This is a genomic window from Streptomyces sp. NPDC055506, assembly GCF_053643595.1.
On sequence record NZ_JBSHKH010000031.1, the window covers coordinates 1 to 24,066 of the forward strand.

The 24,066-nt window shown below is 70.8% G+C and carries 21 protein-coding genes and 5 tRNA genes; 13 read left to right on the forward strand and 13 right to left on the reverse strand.

Annotation, left to right across the window (positions count from 1 at the left end; all coding sequences use genetic code 11):
• Positions 1-106: 106 nt before the first annotated feature.
• Entirely contained in the window at positions 107-1,234 is a 1,128-nt protein-coding gene (locus ACWIF2_RS14520; protein ID WP_454360586.1) for a dihydrofolate reductase family protein, read from the reverse strand.
• A gap of 102 nt (positions 1,235-1,336) precedes the next feature.
• On the opposite strand from ACWIF2_RS14520, the gene ACWIF2_RS14525 reads away from it, so the two are divergent.
• The 3 genes from ACWIF2_RS14525 (at position 1,337) to ACWIF2_RS14535 (ending at position 3,278) form a co-directional block, all read left to right on the forward strand.
• Positions 1,337-1,852, forward strand: a complete 516-nt coding sequence (locus ACWIF2_RS14525; RefSeq protein ID WP_454360587.1) for a MarR family winged helix-turn-helix transcriptional regulator — start codon at positions 1,337-1,339, stop codon at positions 1,850-1,852.
• 166 nt (positions 1,853-2,018) lie between these two features.
• The gene (locus ACWIF2_RS14530) at positions 2,019-2,660 is read left to right on the forward strand and encodes a GTP cyclohydrolase II (protein WP_454360588.1); all 642 of its coding nucleotides are present in this window, start codon (positions 2,019-2,021) and stop codon (positions 2,658-2,660) included.
• A gap of 117 nt (positions 2,661-2,777) precedes the next feature.
• A complete protein-coding gene (locus tag ACWIF2_RS14535; RefSeq protein WP_454360589.1) occupies positions 2,778-3,278 on the forward strand; it encodes a MarR family winged helix-turn-helix transcriptional regulator in 501 nt (166 codons plus the stop codon).
• Between the two features lies 1 nt (position 3,279).
• Here ACWIF2_RS14535 and ACWIF2_RS14540 read toward each other — a convergent pair whose 3' ends face one another.
• From ACWIF2_RS14540 to ACWIF2_RS14560, 5 genes are all read right to left on the reverse strand, one after another.
• Positions 3,280-4,332: a SpoIIE family protein phosphatase gene (locus tag ACWIF2_RS14540; RefSeq protein WP_454360653.1), complete on the reverse strand. Its 1,053-nt coding sequence runs from the start codon at positions 4,330-4,332 to the stop codon at positions 3,280-3,282.
• Positions 4,333-4,340: 8 nt separating this feature from the next.
• A complete protein-coding gene (locus ACWIF2_RS14545) occupies positions 4,341-4,784 on the reverse strand; it encodes an anti-sigma regulatory factor (protein ID WP_454360590.1) in 444 nt (147 codons plus the stop codon).
• Positions 4,784-5,182: an STAS domain-containing protein gene (locus ACWIF2_RS14550; RefSeq protein WP_454360591.1), complete on the reverse strand. Its 399-nt coding sequence runs from the start codon at positions 5,180-5,182 to the stop codon at positions 4,784-4,786. The genes ACWIF2_RS14545 and ACWIF2_RS14550 overlap by 1 nt, the downstream gene beginning before the upstream one ends.
• Positions 5,183-5,199: 17 nt before the next feature.
• Entirely contained in the window at positions 5,200-6,117 is a 918-nt protein-coding gene (locus ACWIF2_RS14555) for an STAS domain-containing protein (protein ID WP_454360592.1), read from the reverse strand.
• 139 nt (positions 6,118-6,256) lie between these two features.
• Positions 6,257-7,417: a PP2C family protein-serine/threonine phosphatase gene (locus ACWIF2_RS14560; RefSeq protein ID WP_454360654.1), complete on the reverse strand. Its 1,161-nt coding sequence runs from the start codon at positions 7,415-7,417 to the stop codon at positions 6,257-6,259.
• Between the two features lie 184 nt (positions 7,418-7,601).
• On the opposite strand from ACWIF2_RS14560, the gene ACWIF2_RS14565 reads away from it, so the two are divergent.
• Positions 7,602-8,045: a MarR family transcriptional regulator gene (locus tag ACWIF2_RS14565; protein WP_454360593.1), complete on the forward strand. Its 444-nt coding sequence runs from the start codon at positions 7,602-7,604 to the stop codon at positions 8,043-8,045.
• Positions 8,046-8,245: 200 nt separating this feature from the next.
• Positions 8,246-9,106 (forward strand): RNA polymerase sigma factor SigF, encoded by an 861-nt coding sequence (locus tag ACWIF2_RS14570; protein ID WP_454360594.1) that lies wholly within the window; start codon positions 8,246-8,248, stop codon positions 9,104-9,106.
• A gap of 87 nt (positions 9,107-9,193) precedes the next feature.
• Here ACWIF2_RS14570 and ACWIF2_RS14575 read toward each other — a convergent pair.
• The 4 genes from ACWIF2_RS14575 to ACWIF2_RS14590 all read right to left on the reverse strand — a co-directional run bounded on the left by ACWIF2_RS14575 (position 9,194) and on the right by ACWIF2_RS14590 (position 12,841).
• Positions 9,194-9,266: transfer RNA gene (locus tag ACWIF2_RS14575), tRNA-Lys, on the reverse strand.
• 152 nt (positions 9,267-9,418) lie between these two features.
• Entirely contained in the window at positions 9,419-11,536 is a 2,118-nt protein-coding gene (locus ACWIF2_RS14580) for a DEAD/DEAH box helicase (RefSeq protein ID WP_454360595.1), read from the reverse strand.
• Positions 11,537-11,869: 333 nt separating this feature from the next.
• The gene (locus ACWIF2_RS14585) at positions 11,870-12,403 is read right to left on the reverse strand and encodes a hypothetical protein (protein WP_454360596.1); all 534 of its coding nucleotides are present in this window, start codon (positions 12,401-12,403) and stop codon (positions 11,870-11,872) included.
• Between the two features lie 87 nt (positions 12,404-12,490).
• Positions 12,491-12,841, reverse strand: a complete 351-nt coding sequence (locus tag ACWIF2_RS14590; protein ID WP_382492617.1) for a metallopeptidase family protein — start codon at positions 12,839-12,841, stop codon at positions 12,491-12,493.
• Between the two features lie 83 nt (positions 12,842-12,924).
• Between ACWIF2_RS14590 and ACWIF2_RS14595 the strand changes: the two genes are divergently transcribed.
• From ACWIF2_RS14595 to ACWIF2_RS14615, 5 genes are all read left to right on the forward strand, one after another.
• On the forward strand, positions 12,925-14,499 hold the full coding sequence (locus tag ACWIF2_RS14595) for a metallophosphoesterase family protein (protein WP_454360597.1): 1,575 nt from the start codon (positions 12,925-12,927) through the stop codon (positions 14,497-14,499).
• Positions 14,500-14,579: 80 nt separating this feature from the next.
• Positions 14,580-14,652: transfer RNA gene (locus tag ACWIF2_RS14600), tRNA-Glu, on the forward strand.
• A gap of 37 nt (positions 14,653-14,689) precedes the next feature.
• A tRNA-Asp gene (locus tag ACWIF2_RS14605) sits at positions 14,690-14,764 on the forward strand.
• Between the two features lie 24 nt (positions 14,765-14,788).
• Positions 14,789-14,862: transfer RNA gene (locus ACWIF2_RS14610), tRNA-Phe, on the forward strand.
• A gap of 192 nt (positions 14,863-15,054) precedes the next feature.
• Positions 15,055-15,465, forward strand: a complete 411-nt coding sequence (locus ACWIF2_RS14615) for a hypothetical protein (protein WP_454360598.1) — start codon at positions 15,055-15,057, stop codon at positions 15,463-15,465.
• 72 nt (positions 15,466-15,537) lie between these two features.
• On the opposite strand, the gene ACWIF2_RS14620 is transcribed toward ACWIF2_RS14615, so the two are convergent.
• Positions 15,538-17,025 carry an FAD-dependent monooxygenase gene (locus ACWIF2_RS14620; protein ID WP_454360599.1) on the reverse strand — a complete coding sequence of 496 codons (1,488 nt, stop codon included), beginning with the start codon at positions 17,023-17,025 and terminating at the stop codon, positions 15,538-15,540.
• Between the two features lie 170 nt (positions 17,026-17,195).
• On the opposite strand from ACWIF2_RS14620, the gene hrpA reads away from it, so the two are divergent.
• The 3 genes from hrpA (at position 17,196) to ACWIF2_RS14635 (ending at position 21,881) form a co-directional block, all read left to right on the forward strand.
• A complete protein-coding gene (gene hrpA / locus ACWIF2_RS14625; protein ID WP_454360600.1) occupies positions 17,196-21,164 on the forward strand; it encodes an ATP-dependent RNA helicase HrpA in 3,969 nt (1,322 codons plus the stop codon).
• A 120-nt stretch (positions 21,165-21,284) separates the two neighbouring features.
• Positions 21,285-21,359, forward strand: a tRNA-Asp gene (locus ACWIF2_RS14630).
• A 312-nt stretch (positions 21,360-21,671) separates the two neighbouring features.
• Positions 21,672-21,881 carry a DUF6274 family protein gene (locus tag ACWIF2_RS14635; RefSeq protein ID WP_454360601.1) on the forward strand — a complete coding sequence of 70 codons (210 nt, stop codon included), beginning with the start codon at positions 21,672-21,674 and terminating at the stop codon, positions 21,879-21,881.
• 382 nt (positions 21,882-22,263) lie between these two features.
• Here ACWIF2_RS14635 and bldC read toward each other — a convergent pair whose 3' ends face one another.
• Entirely contained in the window at positions 22,264-22,470 is a 207-nt protein-coding gene (gene bldC, locus ACWIF2_RS14640; RefSeq protein WP_003949541.1) for a developmental transcriptional regulator BldC, read from the reverse strand.
• A gap of 598 nt (positions 22,471-23,068) precedes the next feature.
• Positions 23,069-23,914: a hypothetical protein gene (locus ACWIF2_RS14645; protein ID WP_454360602.1), complete on the reverse strand. Its 846-nt coding sequence runs from the start codon at positions 23,912-23,914 to the stop codon at positions 23,069-23,071.
• Between the last annotated feature and the right edge of the window lie 152 nt (positions 23,915-24,066).

The following is a 24,066-nucleotide window of genomic DNA, read 5'->3' on the forward strand; positions in this document are numbered from 1 at the left end:
TGCGACCTCTGGGTTATGAGCCCAGCGAGCTACCGAGCTGCTCCACCCCGCGTCGTTGTGATTCCAGTGTACGCCATCCGCGGGACCACTCGTGACCACCCGCCCGCTACAGCAGATGGCGGTTCGGGGCCTTGGCCCTTTGCTCGTGTTCCAGGAGGACGACGACCTCCGCCCCGCCGGCCGCCAGGACTCCGCTGCCGTCGGCGCCCTGGACGAAGGTGTCCGGCTCGCGCCAGGCCGTGACCACACGGCGTACGCCCGCGTCGAGGAGCAGCCGGGCGCAGGGTGCGGGGCGGGAGGCGCGGCGGGCGCAGGGCTCCAGGCTGCTGTAGACCGTGGCGGTGGCGAGTCGCGGGTCGGACGGGTCGAGCTTCGCCAGGGCCGCCTCCTCGGCGTGCGCGACGGGATCGCCGCCCTCGCGGGAGTGGCCGCGGGCCAGTTCCGTGCCGTCGGCCGCGACCACCACCGCGCCCACGCTGAACGCCGTGTCCGACGGCGGGCAGAGGTCCGCCAACTCGCAGGCGAGGGCCAGCCAGTGGTGGTCGGCCGCGGCGGCGAGGGCGCCGGTGCCCGGGGCGGTGGGTTCGTAGCGCATGAGGACCACGTCCTCGATGCGCCGCGTCTCCAGCAGCCGGAGCCGGCCGCCCTGGTAGCCGCCGGGCCCGAAGAGGCGGGGTGCCTTCGGATCGCCCACGAAGAGCGGGGCGAGCACCAGCTGGAGTTCGTCGGCCAGGCCCTGGGTGAGGAGCTGGGTGTGGATCAGGCCGCCGCCCTCGACCATGAGCCGCCGTACGCCCCGTACGTCGTGCAGGTGGGTGAGGAGCCGGCGCCAGTCGAGGTCGGTGCCGAGGGGGACCACGTCGGTGGCGAGGCCGAGGGCCCGGGCCCGCTCGGCGCCCTGGTCGGTCGTGTAGAGGACCTTCTCGCCGCCGGTGTGCCAGAACCGCGCCTCCGGGTCGAGGTCGCCGGAGCCGCTGACGGTGACCTTGAGGGGGTATTCGGGCCGGCCGGCGGCGGTGCGGGCGGCCCGCCGCTCGTCCGAGTTGACCAGCAGGCGCGGATTGTCGGCACGGATGGTGCCGGCGCCGACCAGGATCGCGTCGACGGACGCCCGGACCTCGTCGACCCGGTCGAAATCGGCCGGGCCGGACAGCAGCAGGCGTTCGGGCCCGGTGTCGTCCAGGTAGCCGTCGAGCGAGACGGCGGCGGACAGCAGGACGTACGGGTGAGGCATCGACGCTCCCCGGTCGGGTGGGACGGCGGACCGGCGGGTCGTAGGGCCTGCCCTAGCCTGCCGGGTCTTGGTTCAAGTTTGAAACAAACCTACACTGGCGGCATGACGACTCGCTGGCTCACCCCCGAGGAGCAACGCGCCTGGCGCGCGTACATCGCCTCCTCGCTGCTCCTGGAGGACGCGATCGACCGGCAGCTCCAGCAGGACGCCGGCATGCCGCACCTTTACTACTCCATCCTGTCCGTCCTCTCGGAGTCCCCCGAACACCGCCTGCGCATGACCGATCTCGCCGAGCGGCTGAAGATCACGCGCAGCCGGCTGACGTACGCGGTGACGCGGCTGGAGAAGGACGGCATGCTGCGGCGCGAGGCCTGCCGGTACGACAAGCGGGGCAGCATCGCCGCGCTGACCGATGCGGGGTTCGCCGTACTGGAGCGCGCGGCGCCCGGGCATGTCGAGACCGTGCGGAGCTTCGTCTTCGACCGGCTCAGCGAGGAGCAGGTGGCGCAGCTGGAGGAGATCTCCGCGGCGATCGCGCAGGGGCTCCAGGAGGACGGGAGCCGGCCGACGTCGGACGACGTGCCGTGGCGGCGGAGGTCCTCCACGGGCTGTTCGTGAGGCGGTCCACCGCGATCCCCCGGGCACTTCAGTGAGGCACGTCACAAGAGACTGAACCTCGTTGCTTCAAATTTAAAGCAAGGGTAGTGTTCCGAACCGTGGATCTGCTTCAAATCTGAAGCAGACGGCTGTGCAGCCGAACAGGAACGGAACCCGGAGGCCCCGCATGCCCGACACCCCCGACGTCATCGCCACCCAGCGCTCCCGCGTCCGGGTACCGCTGCGCTTCCACGACGGCTACGAGGTCGACGCCGAACTCGTCACCTTTCACGGACTGGCCGACGGCCAGGAGCACGTGGCCGTCGTCCTGGGCCGGCCCGGCCCGGTCCCGCTGGTGCGGCTGCACTCCGAGTGCCTGACCGGGGACGTGTTCGGCTCGGCCCGCTGCGACTGCGGTCCACAGCTGCGCGAGGCGGTCGAGCGGATAGCCGACCGCGGCGGCGTGCTCCTCTACCTCCGCCAGGAGGGCCGGGGCATCGGCCTCTACAACAAGCTCGACGCGTACGCCCTCCAGGACGAGGGCCTCGACACGTACGAGGCGAACGCCGCCCTGGGGCTGCCGGAGGACGCCCGCGACTACACGGCGGCGGCCCAGATGCTGAAGGCGCTGGGCATCAAGGAGCTGGACCTGCTCTCCAACAACCCCGACAAGGCGGGCCAGTTGCGCACCCTGGGCGTCGATGTGCGCGACCGCGTCCCCACGGGCGTCTTCACCACCGCGCACAACGTCCGCTATCTGCGCGCCAAGGTCCTGCAGACCCAGCACACGCTGCCGCTGGCCGCGTTGACGGAGCTCAGCGCGGGCTGAACGGGGCCCGGACCGGCCGGGTGCCGAACGGGGCGGCTTGTCCCTCGGCTCATCGGGTACAGCCTTTGAAAGAGAGCGATCTCCGCAGTACCCGGAGCTTATGGAAAGTGACGTTTCGTGACCGATCTCGGCGCCCCCGGCGACTCCCGGGCGAGGGGACCGGGCGACGGACCGGAAACCGTCGCGTCGCAGATCGCCGATGCCGTGGACAGTCTGGCGGCCCTGTGGTCGGTCGCCGCCCAGGAGGCGTCCCTGCGCCTGTCCCCACACCAACTGCGGGCGCTGCGCACGGTGGAGGCGGGGCCGGGCCTGAACGTCACGGCCCTGGCGGACGAGCTGGACATCGGGCTCCCCACGGCCAGCCGGCTCTGCGACCGGCTCGCGGCCGCCGGCCTGCTGGAACGGGCCCCGCACCCGGGCACCCGTCGCGAGGTGCAGCTGTGGCTCACCCCGCACGGCCGGCATGTCCTGAGCGACGTCGCAGACCGCCGGACCGAGGCCCTGGCCACGGCGCTAGCGGCGATGGAACCGGCGGAACGGGTGGCTCTGAGCCAGGGGTTGCGGGGATTTCTGGCAGCACGGGACGCGGCCGTGCCGCACCCTGACGGAACCGGGTGAGTCAGGCCCCCGAGCCGTGCGGGCCCCCGCCACCGGCGCCCAGTACGGCCACACACGTATCGTCCCGCACCGGCAGGGCCGCGCTCCCGGCGTCCCGCAGCACCGCGACGGCCACCACCGCAGGGTCGCAGGAGAGGAGCACGCCGTCGTCGGGCGGCGTCCAGCGGCTGGGCAGCCCGTCGCTGTGCAGGACGAGCAGGCTGTCCTCCTGCCACGGAACGCGCTGCACGGGCACGGACGCCGGGGCCTGCGCGCCCACGATGCCGGGGTGGGACAGCAGCGGCTTCCAGGTGCCGTCGGTGCGCAGCCGGCCGCCGATGTTGCCGATCCCGGCGAAGCTCAACTGCCCAGACGGCAGGTCGAGTTGGGCCACGGCGACGGCCGCGCCCCGGGTGGGCCGCAGCGTCCTGCCCAGCTGCCGCAGGATCTCGGCGGGCGGCAGGTCGGCCACCCCGCGCAGTCCGGCCACGGCGGCTCCGGACGCCTCGGCGGCCTTGGGCCCGTGACCGAGCCCGTCGGCGAGCAGGAGGGTCACACGGTCGCCGCCGTACACCCGGCTCCACGCGTCACCGGAGTACTCGGCCCGGCCGAGGGGGACGTTGACGCCGCCCACGCGCGGGCCCGGCGCGGGCCGCGCCCCCCTGACCGCCCGCTCGTGGCCGATGCGGGCCACGGCCACGGTGCCCCGCCCGGGTGCGCTGTGCAGGTCGAAGTCGTTCGCTATGCGCCGGCACGTGCCGAGGCCGGCGCCCAGGGAGGACGCGGTGGTGTAGCCGTCGCGCATCGCCGCCGCGATGTCCGGGATGCCCGGGCCGTGGTCGAGCGAGACGATCTGCACGGACGTCTCCGGGGTGCCGTCGCGGCCGCGCTCGACGAGGTTGATGAGGACGCGCCCGCCGTCCGCGTGCCGCAGCAGATTGGTCGCCAGCTCCGTCGCCACGAGCGCGGCGGTCGCGGTGCGGGGCGCGGGCAGCCCGGCGCGGGCGCTGGCCTCCTCGGCCGCCACACGGACGTCCCGCACCCGGGTCGAATCGTCCACCGGCACGTCCCACACCCTGCTCATCAGGCCCCCGGCCGGGACGGCGGTACGGCGGTGGCCCAGGCGGTGACGGTGACGGTGGTCCCCTCGCCGGGCCTGCTCTCCACCTCGAACTCGTGCACCAGCCGCTTGGCCCCGCTCATGCCGAGACCGAGCCCGCCGCCGCTGGTGTAGCCGTCGGTCATCGCCTGGTCCAGGTCGCGGATGCCGGGCCCGTTGTCGACGAAGGCCAGCCGCAGTCCGCTCGACGACCCGAGGCCCAGCGGGGTGAGCTCCACATGACCGCCCCCGCCGTGGACGAGGGTGTTGCGGGCCAGTTCGCTGGCCGCCGTGACGAGCTTGGTCTGCTGCACCAGCCCGAAGCCGAGCTCGGCGGCGGCCTGCCTGACCTGCTGGCGTACCCAGGCCAGATCGGCGTCCGAGCCGATCGGCAGGCTCGTCGGCACGGCATGGCGGGAGGCCTGCATCAGGGACTCCCCTCACTGTGACGCTCACCGGCGGCGAGCAGCTCCATCGCGCGTTCGACGTCCAGGGCCGTACGCAGGCCCGGCAGGGTGAGCCCCAGTTCGACCAGGGTGATCGCCACCGCCGGACGCATCCCGGCCAGCACCGTACGGGCGGCCAGCAGTCCGGCTCCGGCGGCGATCTCGGCGAGGACCCGCCCCAGGAAAGAGTCGACCATGTCGACGCCGGAGATGTCGATGACCACTCCGGTCACCCGCGTGTGCGCGATCCGGCCCGTGATGTCCTGCTGGAGCTGCTCGGCCATCCCGTCGTGCAGCTCTCCCTGGAGGGTGACCAGCAGGGTGTCGCCCAGCTGGAGGACCGGCACCGTGAAGGCGTGTCCCCCCGCGGGTCCGGGCACCCCAGGCCCGAGCCCGGTCACCGCACGCCCGCGTCGACCGCCGGGCCGGCCGACCGGAGCGGCGCGATCTCGACCCCCTGCCGGCTGAGCGCGTAGGCCAGCGCGTCCTCCAGGCTCGCGCGTGTGAGCACCGTGCCGAGGTCGATGCCCAGGTGGACGATGGTCTGCGCGATCGCGGGCCGGATCCCGGAGACGATGCACTCGGCGCCCATCAGCCGGGCCGCCGCCACCGTCTTCATCAGGTGCTGGGCGACCAGCGAGTCGACCGTGGGCACACCGGTGATGTCGAGGATGGCGAACCGGGCGCGCTCGGCGACGATCGCGTCCAGCAGGCTCTCCATGACCACCTGGCTGCGCGCGCTGTCCAGCGTGCCGATCAGCGGCACGGCGACGGTGCTCTCCCAGAGTTTGATCACCGGGGTGGCCGCTTCGAGCAGCTGCTCGCGCTGCCGTGCGATGAGTTCCTCGCCCGCGCTGACCAAGGTCTCCATCACGACCATGCGCAGCGTGCCCATGAGCACGGTCAGGGCCAGCACGCTCTCCTGGGCCTCGGGGGCGTACGGGTCCGGGAACTCGGCGCGCAGCAGTTCGGTCACCGGTGCGCGCAGGGCGGCCACCTCGTCGGCGACCCCGTCCGGGTCGATCCCCGTACGGGTACGGGAGGCCGCCATCCGCCCCAACTGGTCGCGCACCGGCTCGAATCCGGGCGCCCGGATGTCCTCCGTCCGGCCGGAAGCCGCCACCGCCGCCAGCGCGGCCGCCACGGACCTGCCCGCCTCCACGGCCTCGTCCCGTGAGACGGTGAAGACCGTCCGGAACAGCGCGGCGTCCGCCCACCGTTGGGCGATCTGCTCCCGGCGCTGTTCGAGGAAGGCGCTCACCTGGTAATGGGCCGGCTCCTGTTCCGCGTTCCGTTCCGATTCCGACACCTGCATCGCTCCCTTGCACGGACCGGACCGAGACCGCGCTACGGCGCCTCAGCCATTACTTGCCGTATGACAAACATTAGCTCCGGCGCGGGGCAACACCAAACAACTGCCCCTCGCCGCCCCTGGCCTGCGTCTTCCCTGTCCCTCATCGCCCACGCCAGTCCAGACACACCACCAGGGCGTCGTCGTCCGCAACCGGCCCACCGCGATGGCCGCTCAGTTCGCGCAGGACGGCCCGGGGCACATCGGCGGCCGGGAGCAGCCGGGTCGACTGGATCGCCCGGGCCAGGGCGGTGTCGCCGTACGCCTCTCCGCCCGGGGAGGCGACGCCGTACACCCCGTCACTGACGAAGACGAGCCGGTCGCCGGGCTCGGCCCGGAACTCCTGGGCCACGTAGTCGGTCTCCTCGAACATGCCGAGCGGCAGCTGGGCGTCGAAGTCCACCCGCTCCACCGTGCCCCCGCGCATCCGCAGCAGCCGCGGGGACCCGGCGTCCACCGCCCGGACCCGCCCGGTGGCCAGATCGAAGTCGAGCATGAGCACGGACAGATAGCAGCGGCCCCGGTAGTGCGCGTACACCGCCTGGTCGGCCAGGGCGGCCTGGTCGGCGAGGGGGAGACCGGCCCGGCGGGCGTTGCGCAGGGCGTTGATCGCCAGGTTCGTCAGCAGGGAGGCCTCGATGCCCTCGCCCATGCCGTTGGTGACGTAGAGGCTGAGCCGGTCGGCCGTGGCGGACCAGTCGAAGTTGTCGCCGAAGATCGCGTACGCCGGTTCCAGCTGGGCGCCCAGCTCGTACTCGGGGCGGGCGCAGGAGCGGCCCGGCAGCAGCTGCCACTGCATCTCGGCGGCCAGGGTGAGCCGGTCCCTGCGGCGTGCCTGGAGGTACACGTCGGTGTCCCGTTCGGCGACGACGACCTCGTGTGCCAGCACCTGGGCGATCTCGGCGAGTTCGCCGAGGCAGCCGTCGGCGTGCTCGCCGCCCGGCAGGACCACGGTCAGTACGCCGAGCCGGTCGCCGCGCACGGTGACAGGCAGATGCGCTCGGACGCGCTCACCCGGAAGGGCCTCCACCCAGGGCTCCTGAGCCCCGAAGGCCCGGCCCGCCGGGCTGTTGTGCACCGACACCGGCTGGAGGGTGTGCGGCAGCACGGACACCGGCTGGAGCACCGTCATTCCGTAGTCGGCCAGGAAAAGCTCGACGGAGTCCGCCGCGTACTGATCGGTCAGTACACGACGGACCGCGTCCAGCAGTTGATGGGGTGCCGCCGTGCGCAGGGCGCGCTCGGCGGCCACGAATCTGTTCACGATCGTCGTCACGATGGTCGACACACCAATCCTTGGTCCGAATGCGCGGTGGGCGGCTGTGACCCTTGCCCGGGCCACCCCCGGCTCCCCGCGCGCCTAGTACGCTGACGGCCACCCCGGTGCCTGCGAGAGTGTGACTGTGACTTCCCTCCGACCCCGCCCTGAGCCAGCAGAGGTCGCACGTGTGACCTCCACGGCCGCGGAGTTGCTGGAAGTCCTCTGGGGCCGGGCCTCGACGGCACCCGCCTCCGCCTCCCAGCTGCGCGTGCTGCTCATCCTCGAGCACCACGAGGGCATCAACCTGCGCACGCTCGCCGACTCCCTGGCCTCCACACCGCCCTCGACGAGCCGGCTCTGCGACCGGCTGCAGGCGACCGGGTTCGTCGAGCGCGTGGTGAGTCCGGTGGACCGGCGCGAGGTGCGTCTGCGCCTCAGCGGCCGGGGCCGTACGTTCCTCGCCGATCTGCGCGTACGACGGGAACAGGCGCTGCGCGAGGTGCTCGACCAGATGCCCGCGGCCAAGCGGGTCGCGCTGCTGCAGGGTCTCGAGGCGTTCTGCGACGTGGCCGCGGCCCGGATACACGACGCCTCCGACGACTCCGGCTCGCCGGGCACCCGGACTGCCTGAACTCCTCCCCGCCACGCCGCCCCACCCTCCTGTCCCGTCGCAGACTCTTGCGGGTACCCCGACACCGCCCCGACCTGCACCGACTGTGGTCAACGTCTCGATGGGGCATATGCGGGGCATGAGCCGGGCGACTGCGGGTAGCGGCGTTGAAGGTGGCCTGTCGGGGGATGGAAGCGGGCCGGGACTACGAGGGAGGGCCCGTGACGGCGACCACGCGCATCGGCACGACGACGGATTCCGGTACCGAGGCCGGTGAGGTGCTGCCCCAGATCGCCGAGCCGCAGAAGCTCGCCCCGCAGGACGCGCGCGAGCTGACCGGACAGTTCCTGGACCGGCTCGCCGTACTGGAGGAGGGCACTCCCGAGTACCAGTACGCGCGCAACACGCTCATCGAGATGAACATGTCGCTGGTGCGGTTCGCGGCCCGCCGGTTCCGCGGCAGCGGCCAGGCGATGGAGGACGTCGTCCAGGTCGGCATCATCGGGCTGATCAAGGCGATCGACCGCTTCGAGGTCTCCCGCGAGGTGCAGTTCACCAGCTTCGCGGTGCCCTACATCATCGGCGAGATCAAGCGGTTCTTCCGTGACACCTCCTGGGCCGTGCACGTGCCGCGCCGCCTCCAGGAGGCCCGTACGGAACTCGCCAAGGCCACCGAGGAACTGGCCTCCCGCCTCGGCCGCGCGCCCCGGGTCGCCGAACTGGCGGCCCTGATGAACCTCACCGAGGAGCAGGTCGTCGAGGCCCAGGTCGCGGCGAACGGCTACCTCTCCTCGTCCCTCGACGCGACGGTCGGCGGCGACGCGGACGAAAGCGACGCCACGCTCTCGGAGTTCATCGGCGAGGAGGACCCGGCCCTCGAACTGGTCGAGGACTTCCACGCGCTGGCTCCCCTGGTCGCCGAACTCGACGAACGCCAGCGCCTCATCCTCCACCTGCGTTTCGTGGAGGAACTCACCCAGGCCGAGATCGGCGCCCGCCTCGGCATCTCCCAGATGCACGTCTCCCGCCTGATCTCCCGGACGGTGGCACGGCTGCGGGCGGGGATGCTGACGACGGGCTGAGACACCCGGACGCCGGGGTTCCTCCCGTCGCCCCAAAACGAGACAGCGCCCGAGTCGGCCGAAGCCGGCTCGGGCGCTGCGCTGCGGTAGGCCCTGTGGGACTCGAACCCACAACCAATGGATTAAAAGTCCACTGCTCTGCCAATTGAGCTAAGGGCCCTGGCGATGTTGCCCCCACGAGCATAGCCACAGGACGGCGAGTCTCCGATCGGGTATCGGAACGTGACGGCCACACACCACCGTACGGGACGAACGCAGAGCGCCGTGGTCCGCCCGTCGGGGCGGGGCCACGGCGCTCCACACTGCTAAGCGTCAGCCGTTGCGCTTCCAGCGCGGCTTGTCCTCGCGGCGGCCGAAGGAGCCTCCGCCGCGGTGGTCGTCACGACGGCCGTTCGGGCGGTCGTGCCCGCCGGCGCGGTAGCCCGGACGGTCGTCCCGGCGGTCCCGGTTGAAGGGACGGTCGCTGCCACGGTGCCCACCGCGCTCGTCGCGGCGGAAGCCGCCACGGTCACGGTCCCGGTTGAAGCCGCCGCCGCGCTCGTCACGCCGCTCGAAGGAACGGCCGCCACGGTCGCCGCCGCGGTCACGGTCGAAGGAACGCCCGCCGCGGTCGTCACGCCGGAAGCCCCCGCGCTCGCCCCGGTCACCCCGGTCGTCGCGACGGAAACCACGGTCGCGGTCGAAGGAACGGCCACCACGGTCACCACCACGGTCACGGTCACGGTCACGGTTGAAACCGCCGCCGCGCTCGTCACGCCGCTCGAAGGAACGGCCGCCACGGTCACCACCGCGGTCACGGTCGAAGGAACGCCCGCCGCGGTCGCCACCACGGTCACGGTCGAAGGACCGCTCCCGGTCGGCGTACCGGTCACGCCCGTAGCCGCCGCCACGCTCCTCGCGCCGCTCCCGACGCTCGTACGACGGGGAGGACTCGGCGCGCTCCTCGCGGGCCACGTCCTGCGCGGTCGGCTGCTCCGGCACCGACACCTCGACACCGGCCGGAACGTCCGCTGCCGGGCCGGACTCACCGGCGGCCGCGGGCTCCTCGCCCCGCTCGCGCGCGACCCGCGCGAGCAGCCGGTCGGCCTCCTCACGCAGCTCTGTCGCGCGCCGCTGGGCCCGCTCCAGCTCCTTGGTGAGCTGGGCGACCTCACGCTCGGCCTGCTGCGCGGAGTTGCCCACGGACTCGGCCTGGACCTCGGTCATCGACCGGGCGCCGGTGATCTCGGCGACCTCCGGGTCGAAGGCCGCGCCGCCCTGGATGATGTGACGCCCGGCGTCGACGCCCGCGTCCTCCATCAGCCGGAAGATCTGGCGCCGCTGGTGCGGCAGCGAGAGGGAGACGACGGTGCCCGTGCGGCCGGCACGCGCCGTACGGCCCGCGCGGTGCAGATAGTCCTTGTGGTCCCCGGCCGGGTCCACGTTCAGCACCAGGTCGATGCCGTCGACGTGGATACCGCGCGCGGCGACATCGGTGGCGACCAGGACGTTGACGTAGCCGTCCTTGAAGTCGGCCAGCGTCCGCGTCCGGGCGCCCTGGGTCATGCCGCCGTGCAGCGCGTCGGCCTTCGCACCGGCGTCGCGCAGCTGCTCGGCGACACGGTCGGCGCCCAGCTGGGTGCGGACGAAGATGATCGTGCGGCCCTTGCGGGAGGCGATGGCCGCGGTGACCGGCGCCTTGTCCTTGGGCTTCACGATGAGGATGTGGTGCGACATGGTCGTGACGGCGCCCTGGGCGGCGTCGACCTCGTGGCTGACCGGGTTGTTCAGGTACCGGTCGACCAGGGTCTTGATCTCGTTCTCCATGGTCGCGGAGAACAGCATCCGCTGGCCGCCCGCCGGAACCTGGTCCAGCAGCTCGGTGACCTCGGGCATGAAGCCCAGGTCGGACATCTGGTCGGCCTCGTCGAGAACGGCGATCTGCACGTTCTCCAGCGAGCAGGCGCCGCGGTTGATGATGTCGCGCAGCCGGCCCGGGGTGGCGACCAGGATGTCGACGCCGCGCTCCAGGGCGTAGATCTGGTTGCCCATCGACGTACCGCCGCAGACGACCTTCATCTTCAGCCCCATGACGTCGCCGTAGGGCTGGAGCGCGTCGGCGACCTGCATGGCCAGCTCACGGGTCGGCGTGAGGATGACGGCGCGCGGCTTGTGCTTCTCGGTGCGGCCGCCGGCGAGCGTCGCCAGGGTCGGCAGACCGAAGGAGAGGGTCTTGCCGGAGCCGGTGCGGCCACGGCCGAGGATGTCCTTGCCGGCCAGGGCGTCCGGAATGGTCGCGGCCTGGATGGGGAAGGGGGTGGTCACGCCGTTCTGTGCGAGCTTGCGCACGACGCCCTCGGGCAGGCCGAGGTCGGCGAAGGTCACTTCGGGGGTGGCGTCGGCTGCCTCGTTCTCGGGCACGACGACGTGATCAGTACTGGCGATGGACATGCGAATGCGAAACCTTCCGGAGTCTCGATCGGCACGCGCCCGTCAACTCCGTGATTCGCGATTCGCAATACGACCGCCTCAATGCGGTCCACCACGGCAAGGGAGAGTACGCGCCACACGGCGCGCTCTGCAGTGGCGCCGGGCAAGAATGGGATCAAACGATCTGCCACCATACGCACTCCGGGCCCCGCAAGGCAAACCGGACTCCGTAGGAGACAGACCGGGACGCCCTCCGTCGGCCACCGGCCGGGAGAACCTCCCGTCGGTTTCCAACCCACCACCCCCACAGCCTGTTCCCGCCAAGTCCCCGCCGTGACGCAGCTCACCGCGGCGCTACGCCGGTTCCCCCGCCTCCGGAGCCGGCTCCCGCTGCGCCAGCTGCGGCCCCGGCGGCTCGTGCGCCGATGACGAAGGCTCGGGCGTCGGCTCCGGCGATGTCGTCGGCTCGGGCGGTGTCGGCGTGGGCTCCGGTTCGGCCGTCCGGGTGGGAGTGGGCGGCGCCGGCGGCTTGGGCGTCGGCTTCCCCGGCTTCCCCGGCTTGCCGCCCGCCGGCGCGGACGCGCTCGCCGCGGCGGACGGCGACGCCTCGGGAGACGCCGAATCCCCGGGCCTGCCGCGCTCGCCCTTCCCGCCCTTCTTCCCCTTGCCGCGCCCGTGCTTGCCGTCGGCCGCCGCCGCACCGGCCCCGGCACCGCCGCCCGACACCGCCGACCCGCCGTCGGGCGCCTCCCCGCCGCGCTGCCCCGCGGAGTGCGAGGGCTTGGCGCTCCCGCCCGCGCCGTCGGCGCCGACGCTCATGCAGCCGGCGGCAGCGGCCACGGCCACGACCGTGGCGGCCAGGCGGACGGGTACGTACAAGGGGCGCACGGGGCCACCTCCGGGAAGGGTGATGGAGTCAACACCTTCAACTCCCGCCGCCCACAAGAGGACACGCGCCCCGCGTTCACATCACGCTCAGCCGTAGCCCAGGGCGTGAAGGCGCTCGTCGTCGATGCCGAAGTGGTGCGCGATCTCGTGCACCACGGTGACCTCCGTCTCCGCGACGACGTCCTCCCGCGACTCGCACATCCGCAGGGTCGGGTTCCGGTAGATCGTGATCCGGTCCGGCAGCACACCGGCGTACCACTCACCCCGGTCGGTCAGCGGAGTCCCCTCGTACAGCCCGAGCAGCTCGGGATCGTCCGTCGGCGGTTCGTCCTCGACGAACACCGCGACGTTGTCCATCAGTCGGGTCAGCTCCGGCGGGATCCGGTCGAGCGCCTCGGCGACCAGTTCCTCGAACTCCTCGCGCGTCATCTCCAGCACAGGCCCATTGTCGGCCACGACCCGGCCGTACGAGAGCCATCCGGCGTCGCATATCCGGCCCGGGACTTGGGCATACGGGATCAATGGCCCGCGTCCCCGCCGCAGTCCTGAGTGTCCTGAACCCGATCCGCAAGCCCCCGCGCGCCCTGGCCCGCCGCTACCGCTCCCGCCAGGCGCCCACCACGATCGAGCTCGTACGGCAGCCGCACCCGTGGGCCCGGGCGGCCGGACTCGTGGCCGTCGTCCTCCTCGGCGCCTGGCTGGGACTGCTGGTCGTGGGCAACGTCCGGGTCCCGGTCGGCCCCATGAACACCACCATGACCCTGCGCCCCTCCTTCACCGGCGGCACCAAGATCAACATCTCGCCGCTGGGCGCCCTGGCACTCGACAGCCACAACGCCCCCGTCCGCCTGGACGTGAACGTCGACCAGCTCGACCCGGACCGCTCCCAGGCCCTGGTCGACCACCCCGAACGCCTCTCCGGCCTCCAGGACGAGGTCACCGAGGACGTCGGCCGCGGCACCCTCGACCTGGCCGTCCGCTCGAGCGTCGCCGTCGTCGCCGGCGCCACCGCTCTCGGCCTCGCGGTCTACCGCCGCCCCCGCCGCGCCCTGGCCGCGGGCGGCCTCGCCCTCACCCTCCTCGCCGCCTCGGGCGGCACGGCCTACGCCACCTGGCGCCCCGACTCCGTCCTGGAACCCAAGTTCTCCGGCCTGCTCACCTCGGCCCCCTCCCTGGTCGGCAACGCGCGCAGCATCGTCACCGAATTCGACGTCTACCAGAAGGAATTGGCCCGCCTGGTCACCAACGTGACCAAGCTCTACGACGCCACCTCGACGCTTCCCGCCTACGCGCCCGACCCCTCCACCATCCGGGTCCTGCACGTCTCCGACATCCACCTCAACCCGGCGAGCTGGAAGATCATCGCCTCGCTCGTGGAGCAGTACAAGGTGGACGTGATCGTCGACTCGGGCGACACGATGGACCACGGCACGGCAGCCGAGAACGGCTTCCTGGACCCCATCGAGGACCTCGGAGCGCCCTACGTCTGGGTCCGCGGCAACCACGACTCGATGCTCACCCAGCGCTATATGGAGGACCTGAAGAACGTCCACGTCCTGGACAACGGCCGCGCGACGACGATCAAGGGCCTGCGTTTCGCGGGCATCGGCGATCCGCAGTACACACCGGACCGCTCGAAGCAGATCGGCGCCGCCCAGTCCCAGGAGCTGGCGGGTGCCCGGCTGGCCACGGCCCTGCGCGACCAGCGCACGGCCGGAACCCCGGTGGACGTCGCCGTCGCCCACGAACCGGCGGCGGTCCGCGAGGTCGACGGCGAAGTCCCCCTGGCCCTGGCCGGCCACCTCCACCACGACGAGACGGAGGTCCTGAAGTACGGCACCCGGCTCCGTATCGAGGGCTCCACCGGTGGCAGCGGCCTGCGCGCCATCGAGGGCAAGCACCCGGACCCCATCGAGGCGTCGATCCTGTACTTCGACCGGGACTCCCGCCACCTCCAGGCCTGGGACGAGATCGAGCTGGGCGGCCTCGGCCTCACGACGGCCGAGGTCAGCCGCCACCTGCCGGAGGAGAACCAGCCCGGTGCGCAACCGTCGCCGAGTACCCCTACCGAGGGCACCCCGTCCGCCTCCCCCTAAACCGTTTTGGCGATAGGTCCCGCCATCCCATATGCTTCTCACGTCCCCGACGCGCTGAGAAGCGCGCAGGCGGGCCGATAGCCCTCATCGTCTAGCGGCCTAGGACGCCGCCCTTTCAAGGCGGTAGCACGGGTTCGAATCCCGTTGGGGGCACGCACCACCCTGTGCGACACTGTCGTACGACACGCTTGGTCCTGTGGAGCAGTTTGGAGTGCTCGCCACCCTGTCAAGGTGGAGGCCGCGGGTTCAAATCCCGTCAGGACCGCTGAGGTTTCACGTGAAACCTCGTGGCTGGGTAGCTCAGTTGGTACGAGCGTCCGCCTGAAAAGCGGAAGGTCGCCGGTTCGACCCCGGCCCCAGCCACCGCAGCCCTATCAGGGCATACGGCCCCACCGAAGATCATCGGTGGGGCCGTTTCCGTGTCGGCTACGCCAGCCCGTACCCCGGTCCGCGCGAGGAACCGCCGGATGATCTTGAAGGCTAGGATCGGGCACAACCCCTCATTCGACCCGAGGGGTTCACGCTGCGATGCGTGAAGAGGAAACGGGGCGCGGAATGAAGAAGACAGTCGGCAGAATCGCCATCGCTCTCGCGGTGGCCGTCGGCGGTGTGGTGGCCACCAGCGGTACGGCGAACGCCTACGCCACCTGGGATTGCAAGTACTCCAAGCAGAGGACGGCCTCGGGCAGCGGGGACACCGTCATCCTGCAGATCTGGCGGTGCCCGGACGGGCACGACTACGCCAGGGGGATCATCTCCGGCAGCGCCAACGCCTCCAAGGCGCGGGTGTGGCTGGACGACTCGATCAACGGCGGGAAGAACTGGACCGCGCGCCAGTACACGACCAGCCCGTCGAGGTCGACGCAGACGCCGCAGAACAACGTGCTGTACGACGGCTCGCCGCACAAGGTGCGGGCCTGTGGTGACACCAGCGGTCACAGGACCATCTGCACGGCCTGGTACTGACTGAGCCACCGCCCATTCAGGGCGCGAGCCCCTCTCCGGCAGCACGGGAGAGGGGCTCAGTCATGTGGTGGTTCATGTCGATGCCACGTCCTGACGAGGGCCGACCCAGGTGGTCAGGGCGGTCAGCAGTGCGTCGTGGTCGTGGTCGTCCGCGGCCCAGGCGACATAGCCGTCCGGGCGGACCAGCAGCACCGCCGGGGCCTTCGAGCCGGCGGCCGGGCTGACGGTGATCATCCGTCCCTCCCAGCCCGTCACCTCGGGGAACCGGCTGACGAGCACGAAACGGCAGGCGCGCAGGGCCTCGTACAACCGCGTCGCGGAGCCGGTGCCGGTGACGGAGCCGGTGCTCGGGGCGAGTTTCAGGTCGGGAGCCCGGTGGCCGGTGAGGGGGTGGGCGCCGGAGGGTGCCGGGTAGGAGATGGCGAGACCCGTCGCCTTGGCGGCCAGACGGTCGGCCACCGGCGGGACGGCGGCGGCGGCGCGCGAGAGCAGGTTCATGGCGGTGCTCAGCACGGGCGAATGGATCAGCGCCAGCCGCATCATCCTGCCGCTGTCCCGGATCACTTCCCGTCCGATCGGGTGCCGCTCGGCCTGGTACCCGTCGAGCAGCCCCTCCGGCGCCCGCCCGCGTACCACCGCCGCCAGCCGCCAGGCGAGGTTGGCGGCGTCCTGCAGGCCGGTGTTCATGCCCTGGCCGCCTGCCGGAGAGTGCACATGCGCGGCGTCGCCCGCGAGCAGCACCCGTCCGAGCCGGTACCGCGGCACCTGGCGCTCGTCGGTCTGGAAGCGGGACACCCAGCGCGGATCGTGCATGCCGAAGTCGGTCCCCAGGGCCTTGCGGGTGATCGTCCGCACATCCTCCAGATCGAGAGGGGCCTCGACCGGCAGCTGCTTGCCGCGGTCCCAGGCGACCACCCGGTGCCAGCCGTCGCCCAGCGGGGAGACGAAGGCGATCCCCTCCCGGACCGCGTTCGCCACCGGCATGGCCTGCGGCACGGCCAGCCGGACATCGGCGAGCATCACCGAGCGCAGCGCGGCCCGGCCGGGGAACGGAAACCCCAGCGCCCGCCGCACGACACTGTTCATGCCGTCCGCGCCGACCAGGTAACGGGCACGGCGAGTGCGGGGTGTGCCGTCGGACCGGCGCACGGTGACGCTCACGCCGTCGGCGTCCTGCTCGACCCCGGTGACCTCCGCGCCGGCCACCACCTCGGCCCCGACCGCCTCGGCCCGCTTCGCCAGCACCGCCTCGGTCGCGTACTGAGGGGTCAGCAGCATGTACGGGAATCTGCTCGGCAGCCGCTTCAGATCCAGCTGTGCGTCCCCGATCATCTGGAGCTTGCCGATCTGGACACCGCCGGCGACGAGTTCGTCGGCGATGCCCCGGGCGTCCAGCAGTTCGAGCGTCCGGGCATGGACCGCGAAGGCCCGGGTCAGCCGCGACCTCTCGGTGCGGCGCTCGAGCACGGTGACGGAGACGCCCGCAGCGGACAGGTCTCCGGCGAGCATCAGACCGGTGGGGCCTGCACCCACGATCAGGACTTCGGTGGCTTCGGGCATGGGACGGGAGGCCCTCCTCGTGAGCGGCTGCCGTACGACATCACCGCCATGCAATCGCCGCCCGAACGAGAAACGGTCAAACCTCACTCCGCGCCGTGGGGAGTGGGCCGTGGGCCGTGGGACAAAACCGTTCGCCACGGATTTCCCGGGGATGAGATCCTGGATTCCGTATGTCTACGCACCCCGCCCCCGCCCTCGGCGCCCTCGCCCCCCGCCTGACCGAGCTGTCCCTGCGCGACGCGCACCGGCTCGGCCGCAGGCTCGAAGGCGCGCGCAAGATCCGTAAGCCGGAGGCCCAGGCCGCCGTGCTCGCCGAGATCGAGGCGGAGGTCGCCAAGGCCGAGGAGCGAATGGCCGGGCGGCGCACCCGTGTGCCCGAGGTCACGTACCCCGAGCAGCTGCCGGTCAGCCAGAAGAAGGACGCGATCGCCGACGCCATCCGCGACCACCAGGTCGTGATCGTCGCCGGTGAGACCGGTTCCGGGAAGACCACGCAGATCCCGAAGATCTGCATGGAGCTGGGGCGAGGCGTGCGCGGCATGATCGGGCACACACAGCCCCGTCGTATCGCCGCCCGCACCGTCGCCGAGCGCGTGGCGGAGGAGCTGGACACCCCGCTCGGCGAGGCCGTCGGCTGGAAGGTCCGTTTCACCGACCAGGTCGACCCCGAGGCCACCTTCGTCAAGCTGATGACGGACGGCATCCTGCTCGCCGAGATCCAGACCGACCGCGAGCTGCGCGCCTACGACACGATCATCATCGACGAGGCCCACGAGCGGTCCCTCAACATCGACTTCCTGCTGGGCTACCTCGCCCAGCTGCTGCCGAAGCGGCCCGACCTCAAGGTCGTCATCACCTCGGCCACCATCGACCCCGAGCGCTTCTCCCGGCACTTCGGCGACGCCCCCATCATCGAGGTCAGCGGCCGTACGTACCCCGTGGAGGTGCGCTACCGGCCGCTCCTCGAAGAGGACTCCGACGACGCCGACCGCGACCAGATCACCGCGATCACCGACGCCGTGGAGGAGCTCCAGAAGGAGGGCAAGGGCGACATCCTCGTCTTCCTCTCCGGCGAGCGGGAGATCCGGGACACGGCCGACGCGCTCACGAAGAAGCAGTACAGATTCACCGAGATCCTGCCCCTCTACGCCCGGCTGTCGCACGCCGAGCAGCACCGTGTCTTCCAGCCGCACACCGGACGCAGGATCGTTCTGGCGACCAACGTCGCCGAGACCTCCCTCACCGTCCCGGGCATCAAGTACGTCATCGACCCGGGCTTCGCGCGGATCTCCCGCTACAGCCACCGCACCAAGGTCCAGCGCCTGCCCATCGAGCCGGTCTCCCAGGCCAGCGCCAACCAGCGCAAGGGCCGCTGCGGCCGTACGTCCGACGGCATCTGCATCCGCCTCTACGGCGAGGACGACTTCAACGCCCGCCCGGAGTTCACGGACGCGGAGATCCTCCGTACGAACCTCGCCTCCGTCATCCTGCAGATGACCGCGGCCGGCCTCGGCGACATCGAGAAGTTCCCCTTCATCGACCCGCCGGACCACCGCAACATCCGCGACGGCGTGCAGCTCCTCCAGGAGCTCGGCGCCTTCGACCCGGCCCAGAAGGACCTCCGCAAGCGGCTCACGCAGACCGGCCGCAAGCTCGCCCAGCTGCCGGTCGACCCGCGGCTGGCCCGGATGGTGCTGGAGGCCGACCGGAACGGCTGCGTCCGCGAGGTCATGGTCATAGCGGCCGCGCTGTCCATCCAGGATCCGCGCGAGCGCCCGTCCGACAAACAGGCGCAGGCCGACCAGCAGCACGCCCGTTTCAAGGACGAGACCAGCGACTTCCTGGCCTTCCTCAACCTGTGGCGCTACGTCCGCGAGCAGCAGAAGGAGCGGGGCTCGTCCTCCTTCCGCCGGATGTGCAAGCAGGAGTACCTCAACTTCCTTCGCATCCGCGAATGGCAGGACATCTACTCGCAGTTGCGCACGGTCGCGAAGCAGATGGGCATCCACCTCAACGAGGACGACGCCCCGGCCGACCGCATCCACGTCTCCCTGCTCGCCGGCCTGCTCTCCCACATCGGCATGAAGGACGTGAAGGACGCCGGAGGAGAGGGCGGGAGAAGCACAGGGAAGAACGAGTACCTGGGCGCGCGGAACGCCAAGTTCGCGGTCTTCCCGGGCTCGGCCCTCTTCAAGAAGCCCCCGCGCTTCGTGATGTCCGCCGAACTCGTCGAGACGTCCCGCCTCTGGGCCCGCGTCAACGCGAAGATCGAGCCCGAGTGGGTCGAGCCCCTCGCCGCCCATCTCCTCAAGCGCACGTACAGCGAGCCGCACTGGGAGAAGGACCAGGCAGCGGTGATGGCCTACGAGAAGGTCACGCTGTACGGCGTACCGATCGTGGCGCAGCGGAAGGTCAACTACGGCCGGATCGACCCGGAGGTCAGCCGCGACCTGTTCATCCGGAACGCGCTCGTCGAGGGCGACTGGCGCACGCACCACAAGTTCTTCTCGGACAACCGCCGCCTCCTCACCGAGGTGGAGGAGCTGGAGCACCGGGCCCGGCGCCGGGACATCCTGGTCGACGACGAGACACTGTTCGACTTCTACGACCAGAAGATCCCCGAACACGTCGTCTCCGGCGCGCACTTCGACTCCTGGTGGAAGCGCAAGCGGCACGAGCAGCCCGACTTCCTCGACTTCGAGCGCGAGATGCTCATCAACGAGAAGGCGAGCGAGGTCACCAAGGCGGACTACCCGGACTCCTGGCGCCAGGGGAACCTCAAGTTCCGAGTGACGTACCAGTTCGAGCCGGGCGCGGACGCCGACGGCGTGACCGTCCACATCCCGCTCCAGGTCCTCAACCAGGTCACGGACGAGGGCTTCGACTGGCAGATCCCGGGCCTGCGGGAAGAGGTCGTCGTGGAGCTGATCCGGTCCCTGCCCAAGCCGATCCGCCGCCACTACGTCCCCGCGCCGAACTACGCGAAGGCGTTCCTGGACAGCGCGGTACCGCTCCAGGAGCCGCTCACGACGACGATGGTCCGCGAGCTGCGGCGCAAGGTCGGTGTGCCCTTCGAGGCGGAGGACTTCGACTGGTCCAAGGTCCCCGACCACCTCAAGGTCACGTTCCGGATCGTCGACGAGCGGCGTCGCAAGCTCGCGGAGGACAAGGACCTGGAGGCGCTGAAGCTCCAGCTGCGGCCGAAGGCCCGCAAGGCGCTCTCCCAGGCCGCGGCGGCCACCGCCGAGCGCCAGGGCGGCGAGTCCCTGGAGCGCAAGGGCCTCACCGACTGGACGATCGGCACGCTCACGCGTGTCTTCGAGACCAAGCGGGCCGGCCAGCCGGTGAAGGCGTACCCGGCGCTGGTCGACGACGGCGACACGGTCTCCGTACGCCTCTTCGACACGGAGGCGGAGCAGGCGCAGGCCATGTGGAAGGGCACGCGCCGCCTGATCCTCCGCAACATCCCGGTGAACCCGGCGAAGTTCGCCTCCGAGAAGCTGACGAACGCGCAGAAGCTGGCGCTGTCCGCGAATCCGCACGGCTCGATCCAGGGCCTGTTCGACGACTGCGCGATGGCGGCGGCCGACAAGCTGATCGGGGACTTCGGCGGGCCGGCGTGGGACGAGGAGTCCTACCGGAAGCTGTACGACAAGGTCCGCGCGGAGATCGTCGACACGACGGTCCGTACGGTGGGCCAGGTGCAGCAGGTCCTGGCCGCCTGGCAGGCCTGTGAGCGCCGTCTGAAGGGCGTACGCAGCCCGGCGCTGCTGGCGAACCTCCAGGACGTGCGGGGGCAGCTGGACGCCCTTGTGAAGCCGGGCTTCGTGACGGAGGCGGGGCTGCGGCGCCAGCCGGACCTGATGCGCTATCTGGTGGCGGCGGACCGGCGGCTGCAGCAGATGCCGGCGAACGTCCAGCGGGACACGACGCGGATGCAGAAGGTCCACGAGATGCAGGACGAGTACGCCTGGCTGCTGGAGCAGATGCCGCAGGGCCGGCCGGTCCCCTCGTCGGTCCTCGACATCCGCTGGATGATCGAGGAGCTCCGGGTCAGCTACTTCGCCCATGCGCTGGGCACGGCGTACCCCGTCTCCGACAAGCGGATCGTCAAGGCGATCGACGCGGAAGTCCCGTAATCGCCCGTGCGCGTTGGGTGAGTTCGCGCAGGGCCCCACCCCTCCTGTACAGTCTCTTCTCGCAGCGCAACGCACACGGAATCCAATATGCGACTCCGTCGCGCGGGCCCTGCGAAACCTGGTCCTGTGGAGCAGTTTGGAGTGCTCGCCACCCTGTCAAGGTGGAGGCCGCGGGTTCAAATCCCGTCAGGACCGCAGTGAAGTGAGCAGGGCCCGCACCCCCAGGGGACGCGGGTCCTTTCTCATGCCCGGCAACCACGCCCCCTCGCCACCCTGTCAAGGTGGAGGCCGCGCCCGCGGCGCAGCCGCAATCAGACGCAGCAAATCCCGTCAGGACCGCAAGCGAAAGAGCCCGGATCTTCGGATCCGGGCTCTTTTCGTGTGTCTTGCCCCCGTAGGAGCCCCGTAGGAGCCTCCAAGGCTCCCCCACGCCGTCTTGACGGGCTCTCGTTCGCTCGGTACCCAGAAACCAGGGCCGTTCCCCGTGCGGCCTTCTGGAGGTGGCGTATGGCGGCATCGGCTAGGCACGAGACGCGGGCCCTGCTCCGCGCGCACCTGTCGGCCGCGTCGTCGTACCGGCACCTCACACGTCACTGCCCGATCTGCCACCGCCTGCTGCGGCTGGCGATGGAGTCCGCTCCGGGCCGGCCCCAACGCCCGTCTGAGCATGGGGTACTGGAGCCGGAGGCTCCACTACCGCACCCGTGCCAGAGCTAACAAGCCGATCGGTATGTGACGGGTGTCACCGCATGAGTTTTGGAAAGTGCGGTACTTACACCCCGCCTACAACAGGTCAATTTAATATGTGCAATTGCACCCAACCCCGGGGGTGTCGCGCACAGGAGATCCGACACCCCTCCTCAGACTCCGACAAGGCCGCTCACAGCAGGCCCGGCAGACCGGCGGTCGGCGCACAAAAAAGATCGCGCTGGACCCGGCGGAGTCCAACGCGATCTACGACGCACCCTGTTACGTGCCTGCGAAGCTCTGACTGGCTTGGGCGTGGGGCCTGTTGGGGCAGGACCCGCGTCGCTTGGAGCTAGGGTTCCGGACGCCTCGGCCAGTGGGGGACCAGCCGGTTTGTCCGGTATTCAATTGTTCAGGCCTCGCTGCGCTGCTGCGGAATGCCCGCGAGCAGAGCGCGGACCTCAGCCTCGCGGTAACGCCGATGCCCGCCAAGCGTGCGGATCGACGTGAGCTTGCCGGCCTTCGCCCACCGCGTGACCGTCTTCGGGTCCACACGGAACATGGTGGCGACCTCAGCCGGGGTCAGCAGCGGCTCGGCATCAGGGGTGCGAGCGGTCATGAGCGGCCTCCTCGGGAGAACCGAACCTTCTCGGTTCTTTCCTCTAAATTCTGCACCTTGACCCGCGTTGCCCGAAATGGCGGACGCGAGTCGAGTCGGTTATAGGACGAACGGCTTGTCCTCGGCACTACAACTACACCATCCGTCCAGCCTCGTCGGCCAAACCGATGGAATTGCCCCTCCAGGTGTTCATCAGCGACGGAAGCCGATGGACCATGCCATAGCGGACAGTCACGCCGCTGTGACGATCAGTCACAGCGGCGATCAGGAGTCACGAGACCCCCCAAAGCATGCAATGCTGAGATTCCGCCCATAGTGCAGCACTACGGGACGGAAGGAGCCCCCCGGACTCCTTGTCCTATTTTGGCATGAGGAGGGGCAAGGGGCGCAAGAGCCACGTACGTGTAGTCCGTCACGCTTGGCCAACTTGGGAGGTACGCCCGGATCGGGTCCTACGTCCCTTGTTGACGAAGCCTCAGGAAACGCACAGTCCGCTTCAGGAACTCGGTTGCGAGGACAAAACCTCAAATCGGGCGGTTCGTCAAACGTCAGTTCGTGACCGACCGCGAGCCGTCCGTAGTGATCACAAGGTCAGAGGTCAGTTGGCCGACCGAAGATCCCGCACGGAACGCCACCGCTCCACCAGCCGCCCGTACGCCGCCCCCGCGGCCGTCCCGTCGCCCCGGCGCAGCGCGGCGATCCCCTCGGCCACGTCCGCCGCCGAGTGGTCGTCCTCCAGCGCCCCGGCCGGCACGGCGTGCACCAGACCGCCGTAGTCCAGTTCCACGAGCGAACGCGGGTGGAACTCCTCCAGCCAGCGTCCGACGTCCACCAGGCCGTCGATCAGCGGCCCCTCGTCCATGGCCTCCTTCAGGGCCCTGAGGCCCCGGGCCACGCGCCGCCGGGCCTGGACCATCGGCGTGCGGTAGCGCAGCACGGGCGGGCTGTCGACCGAGGCGCCCTTGTCGTACTCACGCTCCTCGTCGGAGACCAGCACGAACCAGTTGATCGGCACCTGCCAGGTCGCCGTACGGATCCACGGCCGGGCGTCCGGGTTGATCGCCAGCCAGCGCTCGTAGTCCTGGGTGGCCTGGTCGCGCAGGAACGGCGGCAGGACCGCGTCCAGGACGGGCTGCGGGAGCTCCTCGGAGAGCTCGTCCAGGGCCTGCCATCCGCGCAGCCGGGTGCGCCAGGGGCAGACGCAGACGACGCCGTCGACGTCGAGCACGAAGGCGTCCTCGCTCTCGTGCACCGGCACCGGGACCGGCGGGGTGGGCGCCAAGTCGGCCAGGGCACGGCGGAGTTCGTCCTGGTACGAGGGACGGTCCGTACGACGCGCGTAGCGGGCCCAGTGGCTGCGCTCCGGCTCGGGGAAGGCGGCCAGCGGTTCGTACACGCGCAGGTAGGTCGCGTAGGGGACGATCACCGAGGACACCTTGGGCACGCCTGCTCCCTCCCCCGCGCTCCGTCGCGAAAACCTGCGGGACCCACTCACGAACGCACGGGAAGACTATGCAAATCGTCGCACGGCTGTACTCCGCACGGAGGGGATCCTGTGCACGGTGCCTCCGATGGACGCACCAGGCTCTAATCTCA

Coding starts and splice junctions, on each gene's coding strand:
- ACWIF2_RS14635 (WP_454360601.1), top strand. CDS start 21,672: ATGGCGGCATCGGCTAGGCACGAGACGCGGGCCCTGCTCCGCGCGCAC.
- ACWIF2_RS14595 (WP_454360597.1), top strand. CDS start 12,925: ATGGCCCGCGTCCCCGCCGCAGTCCTGAGTGTCCTGAACCCGATCCGC.
- hrpA (WP_454360600.1), top strand. CDS start 17,196: ATGTCTACGCACCCCGCCCCCGCCCTCGGCGCCCTCGCCCCCCGCCTG.
- ACWIF2_RS14545 (WP_454360590.1), bottom strand. CDS start 4,784: ATGCAGGCCTCCCGCCATGCCGTGCCGACGAGCCTGCCGATCGGCTCG.
- ACWIF2_RS14620 (WP_454360599.1), bottom strand. CDS start 17,025: ATGCCCGAAGCCACCGAAGTCCTGATCGTGGGTGCAGGCCCCACCGGT.
- ACWIF2_RS14615 (WP_454360598.1), top strand. CDS start 15,055: ATGAAGAAGACAGTCGGCAGAATCGCCATCGCTCTCGCGGTGGCCGTC.
- ACWIF2_RS14530 (WP_454360588.1), top strand. CDS start 2,019: ATGCCCGACACCCCCGACGTCATCGCCACCCAGCGCTCCCGCGTCCGG.
- ACWIF2_RS14580 (WP_454360595.1), bottom strand. CDS start 11,536: ATGTCCATCGCCAGTACTGATCACGTCGTCGTGCCCGAGAACGAGGCA.
- bldC (WP_003949541.1), bottom strand. CDS start 22,470: ATGACCGCTCGCACCCCTGATGCCGAGCCGCTGCTGACCCCGGCTGAG.
- ACWIF2_RS14555 (WP_454360592.1), bottom strand. CDS start 6,117: ATGCAGGTGTCGGAATCGGAACGGAACGCGGAACAGGAGCCGGCCCAT.
- ACWIF2_RS14525 (WP_454360587.1), top strand. CDS start 1,337: ATGACGACTCGCTGGCTCACCCCCGAGGAGCAACGCGCCTGGCGCGCG.
- ACWIF2_RS14520 (WP_454360586.1), bottom strand. CDS start 1,234: ATGCCTCACCCGTACGTCCTGCTGTCCGCCGCCGTCTCGCTCGACGGC.